The organism is Polyangium spumosum (genome assembly GCF_009649845.1).
In the GTDB taxonomy this organism is placed as follows: Bacteria; Myxococcota_A; Polyangia; order Polyangiales; family Polyangiaceae; genus Polyangium; species Polyangium spumosum.
This window is the reverse complement of record NZ_WJIE01000002.1, coordinates 45,356-66,552: the sequence shown is the minus strand read 5'-3', so window position 1 is coordinate 66,552 and position 21,197 is coordinate 45,356. Positions and strand designations below refer to the sequence as shown.

Genomic DNA, 21,197 nt, shown 5'->3' with positions numbered 1-21,197 from the left:
CGGGCCTGTTATTTCGTGGGGCGAAGCTCGGCCTTCGCGTTTCGGAGGAACGCCGCGATGTTCTCGGCGCTCCACGTATCTCCGGGCAGGAGCCCCGGCGTCTTCGTCGTCAACGTCCCGCCCGCGCCCACGAGCGCGCGCCGCCCCGCGTCGAAGGAATCACCCTTCACGCGGGCGATCGCGATCTCTCCGGGCCACGCGTCCTTCAGGAACAGCATCACCTGGGCGACCATCTCATCAAAATGTCCGATACGCGCCACGACGGCGTGCGCCTCCCCGATCACGATCTCGGTGATCTCCTCGTCGGCCAGGTAAAACACGATCGATTTCGACTGCGCCTCGGAGCGCGCGAGCACGGCGAGCTGGGGCGCGACGGCGACGGCGAGCGCCTGCATCAGGTCCTCGTCGAAATGCCAGGTCCCCGGCCGCTCGGCCGGCGTGAGCCAGCCGTGCTGGTGCAGCTTCTCCCGGAGGCGCGGGACGTTCTCCTCCGAGAAGACGCGGAACAGCGACGGGTCGAGGCCCACGAGCTTCTTCGCGTTCAAGAAGCCGACGAGGGCCGCGAGCTCCTCGATCTCGAGCTTGAAAGATTTCATCGTTCGCCCTAATCCCACAGGCTGTTCCAGCCGTCCGAGACCCAATCCTTGGCGCCCTCGTAGGCATTACCGACCGTCTCGGTGGTGCTGTCCCAGGCATTCCCGACCGCCTCGGTGGTGCTGTCCCAGGCGTTCCCGACCGCCTCGGTGGTGCTGTTCCAGGCGTTCCCGACCGCCTCGGTCGTGGCGTCCCAGGCGTTCGACACCCCGTCGATCCCGCCGACGACGCCGTCCATGACCACGTCGCCCGCCGCGTCGGTGAACCTCGTCCCGCCGCCGCGATCCGGCAGCTTGTCGCGCCAGTACGAGATACCCGAGCGTTGCCCGGAGAGCGGGTCCGACGTGTCGCGACCCTCCAGCCCGAGGTAATCGTATCCGGGGCCCTGGTCGTGGTAATTGTAGAGGTACCCGCCGGCGTCGTGCACGGCGCCGTGGTATCCGATCGCCGAGTCGTTGCCGTCGACCGCGGCATTGCCCGGACCGACGAGCCCGCCCGTCGGATTGAGGAGCGCGCCGAACACGGGATCCATGCCCAGCGCGTCCCCGGCGACCTGGCCATACCGGAGCTGGGACGTGCTCCCCATGTGATCGCCGTGCAGCCAGCCATTGATCCCGGGCGGCGGCTCCATCCCCTTCTCGGCGGCGATCCGCTCCTGCTCGGCGAGCGCGGCCTGATACCGCTGCCAGTCCTGCTGGATCTCCTCGAGTGGCTTGCCGCGGGCGTCGGCGATCTGCTGGAGCGCCGCCTGGACGTCGGGGTGGTTCGGGTCGTGGCGATGCTCCCAGAGCGTATTCATCGCCTCGCGCAATTGCTCGGAGTCCGCCCCTTGCCATTCCATGCCGACGAGCGTGGACAGGTATTCGTCGGTGAAGAGCGCGGCGACGGCGTCGCCGGGCGCGAGGGGCCCGATGAGGACCGTGGGGCAGCCCTGGGCGATGACGCCCGCGTGCCGCGTCAGGTCCCCGAAGCGCGCCGCGGGTTTGCCCCCGATGAGCACGGTGGGCGCGCCCGTCTTGATCATGTCGGTTGGCCCCTCGCACTGGCAGAGGTCATCGATCCGCGCCGCGGACCGCCCTCCGATGACGACCGTGGGACACCCCGGCGGGAGCACCGGCCCCCCGACATGAGCCGGGCAGGTATGCGCATCACCAACACGTGCGGCAAGCTGGGTCATGGGCCCTCGGCCGCGAGGGTATCAGAGGTGGGGGTGGGGACGCAGCAAAAACGAAACGAATGGTTTCGCGAGGTTGTACGCGTGGTGCTGATCCCTCGTCGACGCGCGCGGCGGGGCCATCCGACGGCAGCCGGCTCCCGGAGTCGATCTCGTGCTCCTCCTCGGTGGGCCTGCCTTGTTTGGTTGACAGGCGCGCTGGACCCTCTCTAGCGTGGCGCCCCGATGAAAGCTTCAATGCGCGGTCATTTGATACTTGGTGTGCTGCTGGCGCTCGTGGGGTGCGACGGCGGCGGCGGCAATGGCGGTCAAGGAGCTGGGACGGCCGGCACGTCCAGCGGTGGGGGGACGGCATCGAGCGGCGGCGGCGGTCAAGGCGGCGCGGGCGGCATGGGAATGGGCGGCGCCGGGGGCGTCGGCGGCATGGCCACCGGTGGTGGGGACGCGACCGGCGGGCAGGGCGGCATTGGCGGCGGTCAAGGCGGCGGCGGCGGTCAAGGCGGCGGCGGCGGTCAAGGCGGCGTTGGCGGTCAGGGCGGCATTGGCGGTCAGGGCGGCATTGGCGGGCAGGGCGGCATTGGCGGTCAAGGCGGCGGCGGCGGTCAGGGCGGCATTGGCGGTCAAGGCGGCGGCGGCGGTCAAGGCGGCGGCGGCGGTCAAGGCGGCGGCGGCGGCTCGGGCGGCTCGGGGGGCGGGTCGCTGACGACGACGCTGTACAGCGTGCATTACGACCAGGTCCAGATGGAGGAGCGCTTCGGCGTCTTCATGCCCTCCACGGGCAAACTTCAGCCGATGAGCATCCTCCCCGGTGTCCTGTCCGTCGGTGACCCGATGGTGCTCGACTCCGTGAACGGTCGATTCTACGTCCAGACGAACGTCGGCCAGCTCGCGATTGACGTGAAAACCGGCGGCGTCGTTGATGTCTCCCCCGCGTGGGAGAGCTACACGGTGCGTGCCCACCCCATCACAGGGGTCCTTTATGGCGTGCGGTGGGACGCCGCGGCCTCCGAGGAGCATTTCGGCACCCTCGATCCTGCGACCGGGGTCTTTTCCAGCATCAACACGCTCCCCGGCGTGCAGCTCCTCTCGGACGCGCCCGGGATCGATCCGACCGGCAAGAGCTTCTATTTGAGGACGAACCTCGGCTGGCTGACGATCGACGTGAGCACGGGCCTCATCACCCACGTCGCGCCGGACGTGGACGACGTGTCGGCCCACGAGCTCCACCCGATCACAGGCACGATATATGGCCTCCTCCGCAACCCCGACACCCTCGAATTCGCGTTCGGGACGCTGGACATGCAGACGGGCGCCTATACCCCGATCAAGGCCATCCCGACCGTCACGTCGCACAACGCTCGCGGAGGCATCGACCCGGGGAAGAACGAGTACTACGTATTCACCAACCTCGGTTATGTCACGATCGACATCACCACGGGGGACGTGAAGAACATCGCGCCGGACCCGGACGACATCTCGAACGTCTTCGAGCATCACGCCATGCGCTGAGCGAAGCGGCAAGGAGGGGCGGCGCCGCTCGCCTGCGTTCCTGACCCGCCCCCCCACAACCCCCCTTCCCCTCCCGCCCCCGCTTCCCGTACCCTCCCCCACCATGTCTCACGCCCCTCCCGATCCCACCCTCTACGTCCGCGCCCCCGTCATGAGCGCCGAGGCCGGCATTACCCTCTCCCGCGCCCTCTTCGCGGCCTGCGTCCAGAGCTTCTCGCCGGCCATCCAGAAGGCCGCCGCAAAGGTCAACGTCGCCGCCGACAAGGCACAATCGGCGCTCGCGCTCCGGCAGAAGGCCCTCGGCAAGGTCTCCGACGACACCGCGCGACTCGTCGATCAGGCGGGGGATTCCTCCTGGAGCGCGCTTCGCCTGCGCCTCCTCGGCGCCGCCGAGCTGCCAGGCGCCACGTATCCCGACGCCAAACGCGCCGCCGAGCTCGTCACCATTCTTTTTGGCCCCGAGGGCCTCTCCTTCCTCAAGGAGACCTATCCGGTGCAATGGTCCACCGCCGATACCATCCTCAAGCGCATCGACGAGGAGGGGCTCGAAAAGGACATCGATCGGATCGCCGGGAAAATCTATCTCGACAACATCCGCGCCCAGCATGAGCAATATGGCGGCATGGTCCAGGGCATCCTCCTCCGCGAGCAGGCCGAGGGCGTGAACCTCAACGACCACGTCCGCGCCATGGGCCGCGCCATCGTCGATTACGCCACCAAGGTCTGCGCCTCCGTCGACGAGGACGACCCCTCCAGCATCAGCGCCGCTCGATCCGCCCTCCGCCCCCTCGACGCATACCGCGAAGCCGCCGCCCGGCGCGGCAGCAGCCCGCAACCCCCCGCGACGCCCGAAATCACCACCCCCGGCTGATCAAAACCACCTCCGAAAGGTCGAAGGACCCCCCAAAACCCCTTCGAACCACCCCAGACTCCTCCCGGAACCCGGCAAATTGTGAGCTAAACAGGTTTCAGGCGCCTCCCGGGACCCCGCAGAGGTGGTTTCATCCACCCGGGCGGGGTCCGGGGACCTGTTCGAAGCGGTTCGAGGCAGCTCGCGCCGGGCAGAGGACCTCGCGGCGGTGGTTTCGGGCGCTGATCAGCGCTTCGGCGCGATCGTCATCCCGAGCCGGTCGAGCGCGTCCCGGAGCCCACTCGCCAGGTCGCCGCGTGTCGTGATCCCGCCGAGATCGACCCCGGCCTCGACCATCGTGCGCGCCATGTGTGGCTGTACGCCGACGAGGATCGCCGTCGCCCCGAGCAAAACGACGCCCCGCGCCGCGCCCGTCAAATGCTCGGCCGTCTCCGCGACGACCGCGGGCAAACCCGTCACGTCGATAAGCACGACGCGCGCCTGGTTCTCCACGACGGCCCGGAGCAAGAGCGGCACGAGGTGCCCCGCGCGCGTGGCGTCGAGCGCGCCCACGAGCGGGAGCACGAGGATGCCCGGATAAAGCGGCAGGACCCGCGCCGAGAGCGCGAGGATCTCCTCGGCCTGCGCCCGCACGAGCCTCTCGCGCGCGGTCATATACGCGTCGGCGAGCGCAGCCGCGCCGAGGTAACTCACCCGCGCCCGGACCCGCTCCCAATACAAGCGCGCCTCGAGGTCGTCAGCGAAGACCCGCGCGAAGTCGTCGGTCACGATCTCGAAGCCGAGCAACATGCCCCGGAGGATGTCCATGATGGTGACACCCTGGTCCGAGCGCTGCGCGCCGAGGGCCCGGAGCAGCGCCGGGAACGCCTCCGTGGTGCCCGCCGCGAGGTCGTCCCCCATCGCCTCGAACGCGCGCTTGAAGGCGCCCCGACGCACGTCCGCGGGCAGGCCCCGATAAAAGGGGATGTCGGCCGCCTGCACGCGCGTGCACGACTCGGTCACGTTGTCCTCGAGGCGCTCCCAAAAGGCTTCGACCACGCGCTGCATGTCCCTCGCTCCCGTGCGCCATGTTGCACGAGCGCGGGACCAAAGGGAAAGGGCCGCGTATCCACCCGCCGGAGTTTCGGCGTTCTCCCGGGTTTCGAGCCGCTCCGCCGCGCCCGGCGGCCCGCCCCGTGCATCGGCTCGCGGCGATTCAGGAGGCGACGCGCATGAAAAAGGTTCGCTCTTCTCTCCTCGCCGGACTCTCCCTCGTGGCCGCACTCTCGATATCCGGGCTACTCGCGGCGCCGATCGGCTGCAAAAAAGCCCCGACGACCACGGAGGTCGAGCCGAGCGCCCCGTCAATCCTGCCCGACAAGGAGCTCATGCAGCGCACCTGGGACGCCTGGAGCACCCTCGATCCAGAGCAAGCCGCCCCATTTTACGCGAAGGAGCCAGACCTCGTCTTCTTCGATTTCGCGCCCCTCCAGTTCCGAGGCTGGGACGCCTATTCGACAGGTGTGAAGGAGATGCTCGCGCAGTTCACGAGCTTCAAAGGCAAGGTAAAGGAAGACGCAAAAATCGACGTCCTCGGCGACAAAGCCATCGGCGCGAGCATCGTCCAGATGGAAATCACCTTCCAGGACGGCATGACAGAGTCGTTCAACGCACGCTGGACCGTGGTATGGGCATGGCGCGAGGGGCAATGGCTCATCGTGCACGAGCACCTGTCGGTGCCGATCGACGGGGGGCACGAGGAGGGGGAGGCGCCGCAGAATCCGTGATCGCCTACTCCTCGCCCCGCCCCGCCCGAGACCGCTTCCGCTCACCGGCGCGTTTCTTCTCGTCGAGGCGACGCTCGACGGAGCCGCGGCTCGGGCGCGTGGGCTTGCGTGGCCTCGGCGCGATGAGCGCCGCCGCGACGAGCTCGCGGATCTTGGCGCGCGCGTCCGAGAGGTTCTTCGCCTGATCCCGCGTCCTTTGGCTCGTGACCCGGAGTTTTCCCTCGGCGTCGAGCCGCGTCCGCGCCGCCGCGACGAGCCGCGCCCGCGCGCCCTCGTCGAGGCCGACGATCGCGCCGAGATCCACGCGGACATCCACCTTGGACTCCACCTTGTTCACGTTCTGACCGCCCGGGCCGGAGGCGCGCGCCGTCGTCACGGTGAGGGCCTGCGCAGGGACGTGAACACGGTCGTTCACGACGATGGCGCCTTCCGGTGTCGCGCGGCTCTCTTTCGGGTCCACGAGCAGTCTCCTCGTCCTCGGCGGCGCGCAGAAAAGCACCAATCCGCCTGTTCGTCGAGCTACAGCCGCGACGGGCGTCTATTGCCAGGCGTGTCCGCCGTCCGGTAGAGTCGCGCCTCTTTCCGAGACGAGGGCGGCGTGAGCGAGCGGCAGGGGATCATCGTCGGGCTCGCTTCGGCGCGCGGAGGTGTCGGGCGCGCGATGGCCGTGGCCAATGTCGGCGCGCTCCTGGCGCAAAAAGGCAAGCGTGTGCTCGTCGTGGACCTGGCCGTCGACGAGCCTGCGCTGGAGCGATATTTTCAGGGGCGGGGTGAGGGCCGCAGGGGTGCGGGGGTTGTTGGTTTTTTTGAGGCGGTGCGGGCCGCCGTCTCGCCGCTGACGCTCGGGCGGGCGCGGGAGACGCCGCCCGAGGCGGCTGTGCGCGCGGGCGTGACGCAGTTGCTCGAGGGCGCGGGGATCCGGGTGGTGCCGCTGAAGCTCGGGGGAGCGCCGGCGGAGGTGCATTACTGGCCGGCGGAAGGGGTGCGATCGGCGGTGGCGCGGGGGCGGGTGATCGAGGAGTGCCCGTGGTTGCTCGCGCCGCTCGGGCAGGCGCTCCGGGCCCGGTACGACGAGGTGCTGGTGAACGTGCCGTCGGGCCGGACGGAGGCGACGGCGCTGCTCGCTGCTCACCTCGTGGACAAGCTCGTGTTGCTCGTGGATGACGCGTCGCTGGAGGAGGCGATCGAGCTTGGGAGGTTCGCGCATGCGCGGCGGGGGATCGTGGATGCGGGCCGGCCGCTCGCGATTTTCCCGCTGCTCGTGCGGGTGGAGGAGGGGGCGAGCGGGCGCGCGTTCGTGGAGGAGGCGAAGGAGCAGCTCGAGGGGCTGATCTACGAGACGACGCACGTGATGGGCCGGGATCTCGGGCCCTACCTGGGGCTCGCGACGATCCCCTGGAACGAGCGGGCCGCGCGGGGCGCGGCGATCGCGGCGGAGTTCGAGTCGACGGCGGATCCGAAGAGCCTCGCGCACGCTTATCTGCGCTTCGTGCAATGTCTCCGGCGACAGAGCCCGCTCGACGTGGGTGAGGCGGCGCGGCCGAGCTCGCGGGATCTCTGGGCCGCGATCGAGGCGCGGCGGGGGCGATCCGGGCCGGACTCGTCGCCGCCTTCGTCGCGGCTGTTCGCGGAGGATCGAGGTTCGTCGCCGCCGCCGCCGCCTTCACGGGTGCCGCCGAGCGTGCGGTTCATCGAGGGGGATCCGTTCGTCCGCGCGGCGGCGCTGCGGGCGGAGGGGAATGTTCGCGCGGCCCGGAAGGTGTACCTCGACATCACGCGCGGCGAGGTGCGCGACGAGGGCGGCTCGCGGGAAGTGGCGCGGGCGCTCGTCGCGCTCGGGGACCTGTCGATCGAGTCGGGTGAGCCGAGCGTCTCCGAGTACAGCGAGGTGATCCGGCGGTTCTTCCCGCGTCGATTCGAGGATCGGGAGTTCCTGACGTCGGTGCTGCTGGCGTCGTATCGTCAGGGCAAATTCCACGCGGGCCGGGAGCAATGGGCCGAGGCGTGCAAGCACCTCGGGATGGCGCTCGAGCTCGGCGAGGAGATGCGCCTCGTCGAGGAGCCGCCGTGGCTCGCGGCGGTGCTCGTCGACGCGGCGCACGCGGCCGGCGTGTGCTGTCAGGAGCTCGGCTGGGACGATACGGCGGTGAACCATTTCGCGATGGCCTGCGCCGCGGCCCAGGCCCGCGAGGGGATCGGGTTTCGCGCCGTGGAGGCGGCGTCGCTCTGCGGGACGATCTTCTCGGCGGGGCGCCTCGGCGCCCACGAGCGGGCGCTCGAAGCAGCGATGGAGCTCGCGCGCCGGGCGAACACGCCGGCCGCGGCGTCGATGGCGGCGGCGATCGTGCTCGGGGCCGCGAACGCGGCGGCGACGCTCGGGCTCGCGGGGCACACGTCGCAGGCGGCCGCGGCGCTCGGCGTGTTGCGGGAGCGGCTCGCGGGGGTGAAGGAGTCGCCCCATTTCGAGATCGCGGCGGCGGTGGCGTGTAACGAGGTGACGGTGCTCGACGCCGCGGGCAGGCACGAGGAGGCCGCGGCGCGGATGGCCGAGGTGCGCGCGCGTCTCGCGGGGAGCCTGCACCTGCCGGTGCTGTCGGCGCTCTGCGCGGCGGAGTGCTCGCACGCGATCACGCTGGCGACACGCGGGGAGGCGCGGCGCGCGAGCGAGGCGCTTTTTGCTTTGCGCGAGCGGCTCGGGCGGGTGTGGCTGCGGCTCGACGCGGGGGCAGGGCTGATCGCGCTGCTGTCGGGCGTGTCGTATTCGCTCTCGTGTGTGCTCGAGCGGGAAGGGCGCGTGGACGAGGCGCGCGCGGCGCTGGCGGAGGCGTCGTTACGCGCGCGCTGGGACGACCCGCGGAGGCCGCGGATCCTGGGCCGCGCGGGGCTCGCGCTGCTGCGGGTGGCGGCGATGCTGCAAGGGTTCGGGGTGACGGCGGGCGAGGCGTCGTTCGAGCTCGCCCGGAGGAACCTGCGCGAGGCCGCCGAGCATGATGGGTCGGATCCGTTCCTGCTCGGCTGCGCGGGGATCCTCGCGCTCATCCGCGCCGACGAGGACGAGGCGCGGGGCCTGCTGGAGAAGGCCTACACGCGGGGCGGCGAGGTGGTGCTCGCGCGGGCCCTCAGCGCGGTGCGGGCGGCCATGAAGCCCCACGACGGAGGGCTCGTCCGGGAGATCGGGTCGCGGATCGAGTCGATCCCGGCCGAGACACGCGAGGCGCTGCGCGCGCTGGATCCCTCGGGGCTGGCCTGGCTCTGCGCGCTCGCCGGGGCCACGGCCGCGGCGCCACGCAAGCCCGTCGCGGTCGTGGGCGCGGAGGCCGCGGAGAGCGCGCTCGAGCGGGCGAACACGCGGGCGATCCGCACACACGCGGCGCCCGTTTGTCGACCCGATACCTCGCTCGGCGTGGAGCCGCCGATCCCGTGGCTCTCGTGCCCGCTGCTGCTGCTCGAGCGGCAGGACGAGGGCGGGACGGCGAAGGCGAGCCTCGCGCCGGGGCGGGCGCGGGACGAGGCGCCCGAGGCGCCGCCGCGTGTGCTCTTCCCGGCGCCGATCGCGGGGCCGGTGGGCGATGTCGTCGGCGCGCTCGGGGCGCTCTACGCGGGCACGCTGGCCTTACGCGCGGCCGTGCGCCGGACGAGCGAGGGCGGGCAGGAGGCGACCGAGCTCGTCGACGCGTTCCGGGGCGAGGACGGCGAGCCGGTGGTGCGGGTGTTCGCGGACGATCCGGCGGAGGAGGTCCTGATCGCGAACGGGAGCGAGGCCTCGCTGGTGCGGCGGGGGTACGTGATCACGCGGTCGACGATCGAGGAGACGCCGTACGTGGCGCTGACGGCGCTGCTCGGGGAGGGGCTCGGGCGGGCGTTCGACGTGGTGGTGTCGGGGGAGGAGGCGCGGCCGTGGATGGCGGTGATCGCGGCGGTGCCGCGCAAGCAACGGGCGGGGTGCGCGCGGGCGCGGATCGAGGTCGACCGGGTGCTGGTCGCGCGGGGGGATCTCGGGGCGATCCGGCGCGTGATGGTCTGGGACGCGCGCGGGGTCGAGCACCGGTTCACGGTGGAGGGAATCGCGCGGGTCGAGCTCGGGCCGCGGGATTGCCGTCCGCCGGCGCGCTCGCTCGACGAAGCGTTCGGCGGGCCAGCGACGAAGCGGTGACTAGGACGACGGCCACCGGTACGCTTTGAGTCGCCATTTCGTCTTGGCGAAGCTCGACTCCTTCACGGAGTTCGACTGGTTCCCGCCGAGCAGCACGTAATGGCTGCTCGTCTCGCGGACGAGGAAGCCGACGTGATTGCCGGAGGTGGAGAGGGACGAGTTCGCCGCTTTCGCGTTGTAGATGACGCAGATCGCGCCCTGCCGCGCGGTCGTGGGGGCGCCCCACTTGACCCAGCTCGCGGCGGCGGCGGAGTTCGTGCCCTTGTAACCAGCCTTCTTGAGGACCCAGTTCACGAAGGAGGCGCACCACGCGACCTCGTCCGACTTGGCGCGCAGCGTGGTCGTCGCGTGGTACTCGACGATGCGCGGATTGGCCGCCCGCCCCGAGGTCTCGCGGACGCCCTCTTCCTTGCGCGCGATGGTCATCCACGAGGCCCCGCCCGCGCCAGGGTTCGACGGGGCAGGATCAGGCGTGGTGCCCCCGGTCGGCGGCTTCGCGGGGGAGGGGGGCGTGGGATCGGAGGCGCCGGCCGGCTGGTACTGGAAGCCCGCCCCAATGGGCCGGGCGTCGGGGTCGAGGACGGCGTCCCAGGTCCGCGGACCAACGATGCCGTCGTCCTTCAGGCCACGCTTGCGCTGGAAATGGCGCACGGCGGCATCGGTGCGCGGGCCGAACTGGCCGTCGGGGCTCATGGAATACGCCCAACGCTTGAGCTCACGCTGCAGGAGGCGGACCTCGTCGCGCAGATGCGGCGCCGCGTCGGGATATCCGCACGGCATTCGCAAGGTGGGGCGGAGCATGCGCGCGAGTGTAAGCGAGCGGCTCGGAGGAGGGAAGACGTGCCGTCAAGGCACCCGAGCGAACCAGCCGACGATCGCCTCGAGCCGGCGCGTATCCTCGTCGTCGAAGGCCGCCGGGCGGTCGGCGTCGATGTCGAGCACGGCGAGGAGCGCGCCGGAGGCATCGAGGACAGGGACGACGATTTCGGAGCGAGAGCGCGCGTCGCAGGTGATGTGCCCAGGGAAGGCGTGGACGTCGGGGACGAGGACCGTACGTCGCTCCCGGGCCGCCGTACCGCAGACGCCCTTGCCGAAGGGGATTTCGAGGCAGCCGAGGGTGCCCTGATAAGGCCCGACGCGGAGGAGGTCGGGCGCGACTTTGCGGTAGAAGCCAGTCCAGAGGTGGCCGAAGCCGTGGTGCAGGAGCGCGCTCATCGTGGCCATGGCCGCGATGGGATCCGCGAGGCCCGCGAGGACGGCCTCGAGCGCGTGGTCCAATTCATCGTAGGCGCGCGCCTTGGGCAGGCCGCGAAGGTCGAGGGTGGATTCGGCCATGAGGCGGCGACGATACTACGAAGCGGAAGGCACGCCACGGCAGAGCGTGAAAGTGTGGATCTTCCGTGCGACGTCGTTTATACGCGAAATGGTAGCCGCCGACCGTTCCTCTGGCCGGATCATCACACCCGCACGGAGCGGAGGGGGCCGGCGGGCTCGCCAGGAGGCGCTCGTCATCATGTCGAAGAAGGTCCCCGCCATTCTCTCCGCAGCCACGCGTTTCGTCGCGCTCGGCCTCGTGGCCGCCGCGTCCACAGGCTGCATCGTCGTGAAGGTCCCGCCGCCGAAGAAGGGTGATCCCTTCCAGCCCCCGACCTCCGCAGCGCTGCCCATCAAGCGCGGAGAAACACATCGCTTCCGCATGAGCTGCGGCGCCAAGGCGACCTTCCGCTCGGACATCGTCAACGCCGAGCGGCTGATCATCGAGTTCAAGGGCGAGAACCTGAGCCCCAAAGACCGGCAGGAGACCGCAGGCCTGCGCCTGACCTGGCGCGGCGGCGGCGCCACCATGGACCTGCCGATCAACGTGGGCAGCAAAGCCGAGCGCACCACGAGCGGCACCCTCACCGTCACAGGCGACCCCGGCCGGCACGAGGCGACGCTCTCGATGGACAACGCGCCGAACTGCGGACCCACCAACTTCCGTATCAGCTTCAAGTGAAGGGAGCGCGGGGCGTCGCCCCGCACCCCTCGAGGCGGCAGAGCCAAGGGACAAAAACCGAAAAGGTCCGGAGGACGTTCATCCTCCGGACCTTGTCGGGGCGAGTGGATTTGAACCACCGACCCCTTGACCCCCAGTCAAGTGCGCTAACCAGGCTGCGCTACGCCCCGAATCACTCCGCGTGGTGTTTACCGCGCGAGGCGAGGCGGCAACCTAGTAGAACTGTCGAGGATTGCAAGACCCACGTTCGTCAGTTTTGTAAGTCTTGTCCAGGTCATGGGGGGCAAACTACGAACACACGGCCGCGGCAGCCAAAAGAGCCGCGGAAAGAGCCCGGACGTCAGGCGCAACGACGACGATGCCAGGGTCACGCCGAGCCCAAGCAGCGACGTCCCCCGCCGCACAAGCCACGACAGGCACGCCCAGGGCGCGCGCCTCACGCACGACCGTCGGCGCAGCCTCCTCCTTCGACGCATGCACGAGCACGTCGGCCGCCGCGATCCAGGCGAGCGCCTCGTCCCGCGGCAAGAGGCCGACGAACGTCGCACGAGCGCCACGCGCACGCGCGAGCGCCGCGAGCTCGCCACGCAGAGGGCCGTCGCCCACGACGACGATCGACATCGACGCCGCCGCCGCCGCCTCGATCACGAGGTCGACCCGCTTGCCCGCGACGAGCCGGCCCGCAGCGACGACGAGTTTGTCCTCGCGCGAGCGCGGCGCGAGCGAGGCGCGTAACACGCGCGCGCGCGTGGAGACATCGGGCAGATCGAGGACAACAGGCTCGACGCGAGAGGCGCGTTCGAGGCGCGACGCGAGCGGCGCAGGCAAGGCGCAGGCGAGGGCGTCGAGGGAGGCGCGCGCGGCGAAGCGGAAAGAGGCGCCACGATCGAGGAGGACACGCACGGCGAAGCAGCGCAGAGCAGCGGGCATCCCGCAGAGGAGGCGCACGTCGGCGCCATGGCCGACGACCTCGAGCGGCGCAGAGAAGCCGAGGAGGAGCGGCACGGCCGAGGGGACGATCCAGTGCGCGATGGCGCGATCGAACGGGCCGATCGTGGAGGTTTTTCCACGCGCGGCGACGGCGAAAGGCAGGGCGTTGAGCAGGCGCGTGGGATCACGGCGCGCGCGAGCGGCAGCGCCCGGCCACCCGAAGAGCGCGCCGCCGCCCGCGTGATGCACGTGGAGCGAGGGGACGAGCGGGTCGCGCGTGGCCACGTCGAACAGCGAGCCGCCGGGCGCGACGACGTGCACCTCGTGCCCTCGCCGCGCGAGCGCGCGAGCCTCGGCGCGCACGAAGTGTCCCGAAGGATCGGCGTCGCTCCGCGGATAGGAGGTGGTGAGGACGAGCAGCTTCAAGGGCAGACAAAACGACGAAACGCCGGACTCCGCAGAGCGGCCGGCGTCGTCATCGTGGGTGAGCGGTCAGGCTCGGGGGCGCGCGGACGCGCCGCCGGGCTATTGCATCACGTCCATCTTCGACCGCTTGCGGCGGCGGCGGGCGGCCTCGGAGGCCTTCTTGCGGCGCTTGACCGAGGGCTTCATGTAGTGCCGGCGCCTCTTGAGCTCACGAAGGATGCCCTCCGCGGCCATCTTCCGCTTGAGGTGCTTGATCGCGCGCTCGATTCCCTTGTCGCCCACGGCGACCTCGAGCGGTTTGCACTGAATGGCGTCGGTAGGCATCTCTGAACGCGTCCTCTCGTTTCCGTCGAGCGGGCCCTGTTCCCCCGGGCCGCGCGGGGCGTTGTGTCCTTGGTTTTCCAGTTTCCCCGCGGCGCGCAGGTACACGTGTACGTGGACCCGGTTCGCGAGGGGGCGACAGTATGTCAGTGGCTTTTTTGTCTGGCAAGGCCGTCGACGCGTGTTCGGCACGCCCGTGGATCGTGGGGAAAGAAAAACCGGTGAGGTTCTCCACGAACACGAGGGAGCCGCCCCAGGGGCGCGACCCGGATCGAGCGTAGGGATCTTCCTCAACTCAGGAGGACTTGCACCTGAGAAAGATTCTAAGTAACTAGCGGGCGTGCCAAACGGGTGTCCCGAGGTCGAAGCACGTTTCGCGGAGATGCTGACGCGTGTCCGCGCCTCCGGCCTCAAGCTGACGCCGCAACGGCTGGCGATCGCGCGCGAGCTCGCCGGGGATCCGACGCACCCGACGGCGCAGGAGCTCTTCGAACGGCTCCGCCCCGCGATGCCCACGATGAGCTTCGCGACCGTGTACAACACGCTCGACGCGCTCGCCGCGGCGGGGCTCTGCGTCTCGCTCAGCCTCGCGCCGGGCGCCGCGCGCTTCGACGCGAACATGACGCCGCACAACCACGCGGTCTGCGATCGCTGCGGCCTCGTGCGAGACGTGCCCACGGGCGCGGACGGCGAGCCAGCCCGGGATCTCGCGCCGAGCGTGAACGCGGCCGCGCCGGGGTTCTCCGTGCGCGCCGTCGAGCAGATTTACCGAGGGCTCTGCGAGGCCTGCGCGGCCGACGAGCCCACGTTCGCGTTTGCCCGCGCGCGCGCGGGCAAACCACGATAGTTTCAGCACGCAGTTCCTTCCCCCATCGCAACCAGCGCGAAGGAGACGATCATCCATGTCGAAGCTCGCAGGAACCAAGACCCATCAGAACCTGAAGGACGCGTTTGCCGGCGAGTCGCAGGCCAACCGCCGCTATCTCTACTTCGCCAAGGTCGCGGACGTGGAGGGCCGCCCCGAGATCGCGGGCCTCTTCAAGGACACCGCGGACGGCGAGACGGGCCACGCCCACGGCCACCTCGACTACCTGAAGATGGTCGGTGATCCCGCGACGGGGCTGCCGATCGGCAACACGGAGAAGAACCTCAAGGCCTCCGTCGCCGGCGAGACGCACGAGTACGAGACGATGTACCCGGGCATGGCCAAGACGGCGCGCGAAGAGGGCTTCGAGGACATCGCCGAGTGGTTCGAGACGCTCGCGAAGGCCGAGCGGTCGCACGCGGGCCGCTTCGCGAAGGCCCTCGACTCGCTCGACTTCTGATCAGCCACACGCAGCGTGGCGCGCGGGCGAGCCGCTCGATGCGGTCTTCCCGCGCGCCTCGCGCGTTTCCACGACGCGCACTCAAGACCCGGACGAACCGGAGACGAGACGAAACCGTGAGCGTGATCCCCCGCAAACCCAAGGCCCCGCCGGCGACGAGCCCGCACGATCCGCGCTACTACGACGCGCGGGATCTCGAGGCCGAGCTGCGCCGCGCGTTCCAGATCTGCCACGAGTGCCGCATGTGCGTGAACTACTGCGGCTCGTTCCCGGAGCTCTTCAACCGCGTCGACGAGGCGATCGAGTCGGGCCGCGCCGAGGGCGCGGAGACGATCGACGACGCGGACATCAAGGCCGTCAGCGACGCCTGCTGGCAGTGCAAGCTCTGTTATATCAAGTGCCCGTACACGCCCGACGAGGGCTCGTCCGAGATGCTCGACTTCCCGCGCCTCATGGCCCGCGAGCGAGCGAACCGCGCCGCCCGCGACGGCATCACGTTCGTCGACAAGATCCTCGGCGAGCCGCAGACGATCGGCGCGACGGGCGGGGGCGTGATGGCGCCGATCTCGAACTTCGTGCTGGCGTCGAGCCTCGTGCGCAAGGTGCAGGAGAAGGTGACGGGCATCTCGGCGGAGTTCCCGCTGCCGCCGATGGCGCGAGAGACGTTCAGCGACTGGCTCGCGCATCACAAGCCGGCCGAGAGCGCCGGGAAAAACGGCGAGGTCGTGCTCTTCGCGACCTGTTACGGCGAGTTCAACGTGCCGAACGTGGTTCGCGCGGCGGTGACCGTGCTCGAGCACAACGGCGTGCGCGTGCGGTACCCGGGCGTGGGCGAAGACGGGCGCGAGAGCCTGACGTGTTGCGGGATGCCGAACCTCGACGGCGGCGACGTGAAGGCCGCGACCGAGAAGATCCGCCACAACGTGGAGCTGCTTTTGCCGCATGTACGCGCGGGCCGATCGATCGTCGTGCCAGGGCCGACGTGTGGCTACACGATGAAGAAGGAGTGGGCGGAGTATCTGCCCACGCCCGAGGCGAAGGAGGTCGCGGCGGCGACGATCGACCTCATGGAGTACCTCGTGAAGCTCGGGCGCGAGAAGAAGCTCGTGCGCGAGTTCCCGGTCAAGCTCGGCACGGTCGCTTATCACGCGGCCTGCCACCTGCGCGCGCAGAAGATCGGCTTCCCGGGGGCGCGCGTGCTCGGCGTCGTGCCCGACACGGACGTGCGGGTGGTCGAGCAGTGTTCGGCCGTCGACGGGACGTGGGGCATGAAGGCAGCGAACTACGAGACCGGGCGTCGCTACGCGCAGAAGCTCGTGCGGGGCGTGTCGGAGATGGAGCCGGACATGGTCGTCAGCGACTGCACGCTGGCAGGGCTGCGCGTGGTGAAGGAGACGGGCAAGCACGTCCTGCACCCCATCGAGGCGCTCGCGCAAGCCTACGGGCTCTTGCCCGCGGAGAGCGCCGCGCCCACGACGTCGGCTGAACGAGCCTGATCCTGGAGGAAAAGAGAGACATGCGACCGATCGATCGGAGCGAGATCCTGCCCCTCGGCGACTACGAGCAGATCCGGGCGAGGTTCCGGGCGCGCGTCATCGAGGAGAAGCGGCCGCGCCGGGTGAAGCTCGGCGAGCAGATCTCGGCGGTGTTCGAGAACCGCGACTCGGTGCTCCTGCAGATCCAGGAGATGCTGCGCACGGAGCGCATCACGACCGAGAGCGGGATCAAGCACGAGATGGACACGTACAACGAGCTCGTCCCAGGCCCGAACGAGCTCAGCCTGACGCTCTTCGTGGAGATCCCGGACGCGGTGGTGCGTGACCGCATGTTGATCGAGCTGAAGGGCCTCGAAGGCTCGGTGAGCGTGGAGATCGACGGCGCGCGCGCGCCGGCGACGAGTGATCCGAAGGGCGTGATGGCCGATCGGACGACGGCCGTGCACTACTTCAAGGTGAAGCTGACGGACGAGCAGAGCGCGGCGATCCGCGGGAAGACGGCGAAGGTCGCGGTGCGCGTGGATCACCCGCGGTACTACGCGCGGGCCGAGCTCGGGCCCGCGTCGATCTCGAAGCTCGCCGAGGACCTTTCGTGAGGCCATGATCCCCCTCCTGCGGCCGATCAAGTTCGAGGAGGTCGACGCCGCGGGCATCGTCTTCTTCGGGCATTACCTCGGCTTCGCCCACCAGGCGATGGAGCACTTCTTCGCCGGGCTCGAAGGGGGATACCCGCACCTCATCATGCAGCGCCGCGTGGGTTTGCCCGCGGTGAAGGTGAACATGTCGTTCAGCGCGCCGGCGCGTTACGGCGACGTGCTCCGGATCGAGACGAGCACGGCGCACCTCGGCAACCGGAGCGCGACGCTGCGGTATCGCATGGTTCGCGAGGCGGGGGACGTGCTGGTGGCGACGGTGGAGCACACGATCGTCACGACGAACCTCGACGTGATGGCGTCGTGCCCGATGCCGGACGACGTGCGGTCGATCCTCGCCGCGCACCTCTCGATCGAGGCCACGTCGCCTTGAGCCTGGGCGGTCGGCGCGTCGAGCTCCGCCTGCTCCGGGATCGCGCGCACTACGACGTGCTCGTGCAGCGCGTGCTCGCAGGGGCGCGCGTGAGCGTGTGGATCGCGACGGCGAACGTGAAGGAGCTGCGCGTGGAGGCGCCCGTGGGATCGCGGGCGCGCGCGAAGGGCCGGTACGTGTCGCTGCTCGAGGTGCTGCAGGGTTTGTCGCAGCGCGGGGTGGAGCTGCGGCTGCTGCACGCAGGCGTGCCGTCGCGCGCGTTCCGCGAGGAGCTCGCGCGCTGCGAGGAGCTCCGCGGAGGCGGGCTCGCGATGCGCCAGTGTCCGCGCGTGCACCTGAAGATGATCGCGGTCGACGGCGCGGCGCTTTACCTCGGCTCGGCGAACCTGACGGGCGCGGGGCTCGGCGCGAAGGGCGAGGGGCGTCGCAACTTCGAGGCGGGCATCCTGACGGACGACGACGTGCTGCTCGACGAGATGCAGGAGGCGTTTGATCGGATCTGGTCCGGGAGAGAATGCAAAGGCTGCAGGGTGCGCGACGTCTGCCCGGCGCCGCTCGACGGGATCGGGAAGCCGAGCGCCAAGGCTGCGGCGAAGAAGCCCGCGGGGAACGTTCGTTCGCGGTTGCCGCGCGGGCCGCGATCGAGCAAGGGCGGGGCATGACGATGTCTCAGGGTCCGGATCCGGCCGCGCTCGATCGCGTGGCTCTCGCGGCGCTCACGCACGTGGCCGATGGCATGACGCTCGGCCTCGGCACGGGCCGCGCCGCGGAGGCGTTCATCGACAGGCTCGGCGAGAAGGTGCGCCGAGGGCTCCGCGTGCAGGGCGTGGCGACCTCGAAGCGCTCGGAGGAGCTCGCGAAGAGGCTTCAGATCGAGTGCGTCGAGCTCGACCAGATCCACAGGATCGACGTGGCCTTCGACGGCGCGGACGAGGTGACGCCGGAGCTCGCGCTCACGAAGGGGCTCGGCGGCGCGCTCCTGCGCGAGCGCGTGGTCGCGCACGAGGCCGATCGGCTCGTGATCCTGGTGACGCCGGAGAAGCTCGTGAAGAAGCTCGGGACGAGGACGGCGATCCCGATCGAGGTCGTGCCGTTCGCCGCGGCCACGGCGTCGAAGAACCTGCGCAACCTCGGCGGTGATCCCGTCGTGCGCAGGAAGGCGGACGGTTTTCCCTTCGTCACCGACAACATGAACTGGATCCTCGACACGCGCTTCGAGCCGATCGACGACCCGGAGCGGACGCACGCCGAGGTGAGGCGCATCCCGGGCGTCGTGGACACGGGGCTCTTCGTCGGGCTGGCAGACGTGGTGCTGGTGGGCGGCGACGGCAGCGTCACCGAGATGCGCTGAGGCGCGCCTCGAGCAGATCGAGGCGCAGATCACCCGGCGCGCCCGGCGAGACGCGCGAGGCGAGGCTGGCCTGCGCGTCTCCCTGAGAGAGCTCTGCGATCTCGTCGGCGACGCGCCGATACGCCTCGCGGAAGGGGACGCCGGAGGTGGCGAGCTCGACGGCCCGGTCGGTGGCGAAGCACTCGGGCGTGATCGCGGCGAGCATTCGTTGGTGGTCAAAGCGAAGCCCCTCGACGAGGCGCGGCAGGAGGCGGACCGTGGCGAGCGTCTCGTCGAGGCCGCGGAGCACGGGCGACTTCGTGAGCTGCAGATCGCGGTGATACCCGGACGGGAGCGCGACCAAGGTCTGCACCTCGACGAGGGCGCCCTGCACGATCGAGCAGGCGGCGCGCATGAGCTCGACGACGTCGGGGTTTCGCTTCTGCGGCATGATCGACGAGCCCGTGGTGAAGGCGTCGGGGAGGCGCACGAAGCCGAACTCGATCGTCGTGAAGAGGGAGAGGTCCCAGGCGAGCCGGCGGACGATCGCCATCACCTGCCACGCAGCGGCGAGCAACGTCGCCTCGACGATGCCACGCGAGGTCTGCGAGGCGAGCGGGTTCCACGCGACGCCACCGAAGCCGAGCTCCCGCGCGACGCCCTCACGATCGAGCGGGAGGTTCACGCCATACCCGGCCGCCGCGCCGAGCGGGGAGCGATCGGTGAGCGCACGCGCGGCGCGGACGATGGTCGCCGCGTCGAGCAGGCCCTCCGCGAAGGAGCCGGCCCAGAGGCCGACCGAGCTCGGCACCGCGCGCTGCAGGTGCGTGTAGCCCGGCAGCGGCGTCTTCTCTTCACGACGCGCGAGCGCGACGAGCGCGGAGGCCGCAGAGGCGACGAGCGCTTCGAGCTCGTCCATCGCGTCCCGCTCGTAGAGGCGCATGGCCACGAGGACCTGATCGTTGCGGCTGCGGCCCGTGTGCACCTTCTTGCCGGTGTCGCCGAGCATGGAGACGAGCGCGGACTCGAGCGCGGAGTGGCCGTCCTCGTCGGCCTCGGTGAGCACGAGCTCGCCGGCCTCGTTCCTGCGGACGAGCTCCGCGAGCGCGCGCTCCATCGCGTCGAGCTCGTCCGCGGAGAGCACGCCGATACGGCCGAGCCCTCGCACGTGCGCGCGCGTGGCCACGAGGTCGTAGGCGAGCAGGCGTTGATCGAGCTTCCAGTCGTCGCGTGAGGTGTAACGGAGCATGGCGGCGTCGGTGGCGCCGCCCTTGTCCCAGAGGCGTCCGCTCATCGTTCTTCCAGGGTCTCGTCCACGAGCGCGCGGAGCTCGGCGAGTTTTTTCGCGCGCTCGGGGTCGACGGTCTTCTTCGGCGTCGTGGCGCGCATCGATCGTTCGAGCTCGGAGAGCGTCTCCTCCGCGGTGGGCGCGCGCTTGCTGCGGCCGAAGCTGAAGAGGCGCGACATCCAGCCCTCGGCTTGATCGAGGACGAACGCGTCGCTGCGGATGCCGTCGGGATCCTCGCGCAGCCTGCGCACGACGGCCGCGTTCGCGCGCGCCCAGGTCTCGGACTCGGCGAAGCGCTCGCGCGGGACGGGATCGAGCTGGCGCGCGGCGACCCGGCCGTCCGTGCCGAAGAGCTTGCAGAACATGGCGAGCGCGAGCGTGATCTCGTTCGTCGCGAGGCGCGTGGCGGAGTGGATCTTCGCGCCGCCGCAGCCCTTCACCACGACGTGTGATCCGTTCGCGAGCAGGACGCCGAAGCCGAGGAGCGCGCCCGCGAGGTCCGTGACGGGCTCGCGCTCGGCCGCGGGGATGCCGTCGTACGCGTCGGCCTCGGTCATGAACATGCAAGCCACGGAGCGGACGAGGGCCGTCGTGAGGACGACAGGATCACGCACCTCGCCCGTGCCCACGGCGACGACATAGGTGCCGTCGGGCCTCCGCCCGACGCGATCGAGGCGCGCCTCGATCTTGCCGCCGGGCCCGCATGCGCCGCTGCCGCAGCCCGCGCTCATCGTCTCGCCTTCGGGCGTGACGAACGTGAGCTCGACCGAGAGATCCGAGAGGCCCGCGAGGGCTTGCACGCGCTCGAGCAGCTTCACCACCGCGTTCGGCGATCCGTCGAAGGGATCGGGGAAGTAGTCGGCGGTGGGGAGCACGAGGCCGCGCACGGGCTCGGCGCCTTGCTCGAGCAGGGCCGCGGCGCGATGGAGGATCCAGCGGACTCTCGGTTCTGCGGGGAGATCCATGCGAACAGTCTAGTGCGGGAGGGGCGC

Annotated in this window: 22 protein-coding genes and 1 tRNA gene; 12 read left to right on the top strand and 11 right to left on the bottom strand. The window is 70.3% G+C overall.

The features are described from left to right. Positions 1–8 precede the first annotated feature (8 nt). Both GF068_RS06425 and GF068_RS44850 read right to left on the bottom strand, forming a co-directional pair. A complete protein-coding gene (locus GF068_RS06425) occupies positions 9–596 on the bottom strand; it encodes a hypothetical protein (RefSeq protein WP_153818454.1) in 588 nt (195 codons plus the stop codon). Between the two features lie 8 nt (positions 597–604). Then, positions 605–1,771, bottom strand: a complete 1,167-nt coding sequence (locus GF068_RS44850) for a PAAR domain-containing protein (protein ID WP_240806713.1) — start codon at positions 1,769–1,771, stop codon at positions 605–607. Positions 1,772–2,005: 234 nt separating this feature from the next. Between GF068_RS44850 and GF068_RS43380 the strand changes: the two genes are divergently transcribed. Together GF068_RS43380 and GF068_RS06415 are read left to right on the top strand one after the other, a co-directional pair. Continuing rightward, the gene (locus GF068_RS43380) at positions 2,006–3,277 is read left to right on the top strand and encodes a hypothetical protein (RefSeq protein WP_170319333.1); all 1,272 of its coding nucleotides are present in this window, start codon (positions 2,006–2,008) and stop codon (positions 3,275–3,277) included. A gap of 103 nt (positions 3,278–3,380) precedes the next feature. Beyond that, positions 3,381–4,148: a hypothetical protein gene (locus tag GF068_RS06415; protein ID WP_153818453.1), complete on the top strand. Its 768-nt coding sequence runs from the start codon at positions 3,381–3,383 to the stop codon at positions 4,146–4,148. 225 nt (positions 4,149–4,373) lie between these two features. Here the strand turns inward: GF068_RS06415 and GF068_RS46890 are convergent, their stop codons facing one another. Next, positions 4,374–5,186: an RsbRD N-terminal domain-containing protein gene (locus GF068_RS46890; RefSeq protein WP_170319332.1), complete on the bottom strand. Its 813-nt coding sequence runs from the start codon at positions 5,184–5,186 to the stop codon at positions 4,374–4,376. A gap of 173 nt (positions 5,187–5,359) precedes the next feature. Here GF068_RS46890 and GF068_RS06405 point away from each other — a divergent pair, with 173 nt between their 5' ends. Beyond that, positions 5,360–5,914, top strand: a complete 555-nt coding sequence (locus GF068_RS06405; RefSeq protein ID WP_170319331.1) for a YybH family protein — start codon at positions 5,360–5,362, stop codon at positions 5,912–5,914. A 4-nt stretch (positions 5,915–5,918) separates the two neighbouring features. On the opposite strand, the gene arfB is transcribed toward GF068_RS06405, so the two are convergent. Next, positions 5,919–6,374 carry an alternative ribosome rescue aminoacyl-tRNA hydrolase ArfB gene (gene arfB, locus GF068_RS06400; RefSeq protein WP_338046254.1) on the bottom strand — a complete coding sequence of 152 codons (456 nt, stop codon included), beginning with the start codon at positions 6,372–6,374 and terminating at the stop codon, positions 5,919–5,921. 138 nt (positions 6,375–6,512) lie between these two features. Between arfB and GF068_RS06395 the strand changes: the two genes are divergently transcribed. Beyond that, positions 6,513–10,067: a nucleotide-binding protein gene (locus tag GF068_RS06395; RefSeq protein WP_153818450.1), complete on the top strand. Its 3,555-nt coding sequence runs from the start codon at positions 6,513–6,515 to the stop codon at positions 10,065–10,067. Here GF068_RS06395 and GF068_RS43375 read toward each other — a convergent pair whose 3' ends face one another. Continuing rightward, positions 10,068–10,868, bottom strand: coding sequence for an NlpC/P60 family protein (locus GF068_RS43375; RefSeq protein ID WP_170319330.1), 801 nt, complete (start codon positions 10,866–10,868; stop codon positions 10,068–10,070). Positions 10,869–10,913: 45 nt separating this feature from the next. After that, the gene (locus GF068_RS06385; RefSeq protein WP_153818449.1) at positions 10,914–11,402 is read right to left on the bottom strand and encodes a GAF domain-containing protein; all 489 of its coding nucleotides are present in this window, start codon (positions 11,400–11,402) and stop codon (positions 10,914–10,916) included. Between the two features lie 178 nt (positions 11,403–11,580). Here GF068_RS06385 and GF068_RS06380 point away from each other — a divergent pair, with 178 nt between their 5' ends. Further along, the gene (locus tag GF068_RS06380) at positions 11,581–12,063 is read left to right on the top strand and encodes a hypothetical protein (RefSeq protein ID WP_153818448.1); all 483 of its coding nucleotides are present in this window, start codon (positions 11,581–11,583) and stop codon (positions 12,061–12,063) included. A 95-nt stretch (positions 12,064–12,158) separates the two neighbouring features. Here the strand turns inward: GF068_RS06380 and GF068_RS06375 are convergent. The 3 genes from GF068_RS06375 to rpsU all read right to left on the bottom strand — a co-directional run bounded on the left by GF068_RS06375 (position 12,159) and on the right by rpsU (position 13,743). Beyond that, positions 12,159–12,233, bottom strand: a tRNA-Pro gene (locus tag GF068_RS06375). Between the two features lie 118 nt (positions 12,234–12,351). Further along, the gene (locus GF068_RS06370) at positions 12,352–13,419 is read right to left on the bottom strand and encodes a glycosyltransferase family 4 protein (RefSeq protein WP_153818447.1); all 1,068 of its coding nucleotides are present in this window, start codon (positions 13,417–13,419) and stop codon (positions 12,352–12,354) included. A 99-nt stretch (positions 13,420–13,518) separates the two neighbouring features. After that, a complete protein-coding gene (gene rpsU, locus GF068_RS06365) occupies positions 13,519–13,743 on the bottom strand; it encodes a 30S ribosomal protein S21 (protein WP_136928365.1) in 225 nt (74 codons plus the stop codon). 337 nt (positions 13,744–14,080) lie between these two features. Here rpsU and GF068_RS06360 point away from each other — a divergent pair, with 337 nt between their 5' ends. The 7 genes from GF068_RS06360 to rpiA all read left to right on the top strand — a co-directional run bounded on the left by GF068_RS06360 (position 14,081) and on the right by rpiA (position 18,938). After that, positions 14,081–14,587, top strand: coding sequence for a Fur family transcriptional regulator (locus tag GF068_RS06360; RefSeq protein WP_338046253.1), 507 nt, complete (start codon positions 14,081–14,083; stop codon positions 14,585–14,587). A 55-nt stretch (positions 14,588–14,642) separates the two neighbouring features. Further along, entirely contained in the window at positions 14,643–15,065 is a 423-nt protein-coding gene (locus GF068_RS06355; protein ID WP_153818446.1) for a rubrerythrin family protein, read from the top strand. 116 nt (positions 15,066–15,181) lie between these two features. Further along, a complete protein-coding gene (locus GF068_RS06350; protein ID WP_338046252.1) occupies positions 15,182–16,561 on the top strand; it encodes a heterodisulfide reductase-related iron-sulfur binding cluster in 1,380 nt (459 codons plus the stop codon). A gap of 20 nt (positions 16,562–16,581) precedes the next feature. Next, the gene (locus tag GF068_RS06345; RefSeq protein WP_153818444.1) at positions 16,582–17,157 is read left to right on the top strand and encodes a DUF3501 family protein; all 576 of its coding nucleotides are present in this window, start codon (positions 16,582–16,584) and stop codon (positions 17,155–17,157) included. A 4-nt stretch (positions 17,158–17,161) separates the two neighbouring features. Continuing rightward, a complete protein-coding gene (locus tag GF068_RS06340; RefSeq protein WP_153818443.1) occupies positions 17,162–17,587 on the top strand; it encodes an acyl-CoA thioesterase in 426 nt (141 codons plus the stop codon). Then, positions 17,584–18,249: a phospholipase D family protein gene (locus tag GF068_RS06335; RefSeq protein WP_153818442.1), complete on the top strand. Its 666-nt coding sequence runs from the start codon at positions 17,584–17,586 to the stop codon at positions 18,247–18,249. The genes GF068_RS06340 and GF068_RS06335 overlap by 4 nt, the downstream gene beginning before the upstream one ends. Continuing rightward, entirely contained in the window at positions 18,246–18,938 is a 693-nt protein-coding gene (gene rpiA / locus GF068_RS06330; protein ID WP_240806711.1) for a ribose-5-phosphate isomerase RpiA, read from the top strand. The genes GF068_RS06335 and rpiA overlap by 4 nt, the downstream gene beginning before the upstream one ends. Here rpiA and argH read toward each other — a convergent pair. Beyond that, positions 18,922–20,211 carry an argininosuccinate lyase gene (gene argH, locus GF068_RS06325; RefSeq protein WP_153818441.1) on the bottom strand — a complete coding sequence of 430 codons (1,290 nt, stop codon included), beginning with the start codon at positions 20,209–20,211 and terminating at the stop codon, positions 18,922–18,924. The two genes, rpiA and argH, sit on opposite strands and share 17 nt — an antisense overlap. Then, complete coding sequence (locus GF068_RS06320) at positions 20,208–21,170, bottom strand: hypothetical protein (RefSeq protein ID WP_153818440.1); 963 nt, start codon at positions 21,168–21,170, stop codon at positions 20,208–20,210. Before GF068_RS06320 ends, argH begins: the two co-directional genes overlap by 4 nt. Positions 21,171–21,197: the final 27 nt, after the last annotated feature.

What these genes read in the sequence shown, in the direction of transcription:
- rpiA (WP_240806711.1), top strand. Translation starts at nt 18,246, where the DNA reads ATGACGATGTCTCAGGGTCCGGATCCGGCCGCGCTCGATCGCGTGGCT.
- GF068_RS43380 (WP_170319333.1), top strand. Translation starts at nt 2,006, where the DNA reads ATGCGCGGTCATTTGATACTTGGTGTGCTGCTGGCGCTCGTGGGGTGC.
- GF068_RS06355 (WP_153818446.1), top strand. Translation starts at nt 14,643, where the DNA reads ATGTCGAAGCTCGCAGGAACCAAGACCCATCAGAACCTGAAGGACGCG.
- GF068_RS43375 (WP_170319330.1), bottom strand. Translation starts at nt 10,868, where the DNA reads ATGCTCCGCCCCACCTTGCGAATGCCGTGCGGATATCCCGACGCGGCG.
- GF068_RS06405 (WP_170319331.1), top strand. Translation starts at nt 5,360, where the DNA reads ATGAAAAAGGTTCGCTCTTCTCTCCTCGCCGGACTCTCCCTCGTGGCC.
- rpsU (WP_136928365.1), bottom strand. Translation starts at nt 13,743, where the DNA reads ATGCCTACCGACGCCATTCAGTGCAAACCGCTCGAGGTCGCCGTGGGC.
- GF068_RS06320 (WP_153818440.1), bottom strand. Translation starts at nt 21,170, where the DNA reads ATGGATCTCCCCGCAGAACCGAGAGTCCGCTGGATCCTCCATCGCGCC.
- GF068_RS06425 (WP_153818454.1), bottom strand. Translation starts at nt 596, where the DNA reads ATGAAATCTTTCAAGCTCGAGATCGAGGAGCTCGCGGCCCTCGTCGGC.
- GF068_RS06415 (WP_153818453.1), top strand. Translation starts at nt 3,381, where the DNA reads ATGTCTCACGCCCCTCCCGATCCCACCCTCTACGTCCGCGCCCCCGTC.
- GF068_RS06385 (WP_153818449.1), bottom strand. Translation starts at nt 11,402, where the DNA reads ATGGCCGAATCCACCCTCGACCTTCGCGGCCTGCCCAAGGCGCGCGCC.
- GF068_RS44850 (WP_240806713.1), bottom strand. Translation starts at nt 1,771, where the DNA reads ATGACCCAGCTTGCCGCACGTGTTGGTGATGCGCATACCTGCCCGGCT.
- GF068_RS06345 (WP_153818444.1), top strand. Translation starts at nt 16,582, where the DNA reads ATGCGACCGATCGATCGGAGCGAGATCCTGCCCCTCGGCGACTACGAG.
- argH (WP_153818441.1), bottom strand. Translation starts at nt 20,211, where the DNA reads ATGAGCGGACGCCTCTGGGACAAGGGCGGCGCCACCGACGCCGCCATG.
- GF068_RS06380 (WP_153818448.1), top strand. Translation starts at nt 11,581, where the DNA reads ATGTCGAAGAAGGTCCCCGCCATTCTCTCCGCAGCCACGCGTTTCGTC.
- GF068_RS06340 (WP_153818443.1), top strand. Translation starts at nt 17,162, where the DNA reads ATGATCCCCCTCCTGCGGCCGATCAAGTTCGAGGAGGTCGACGCCGCG.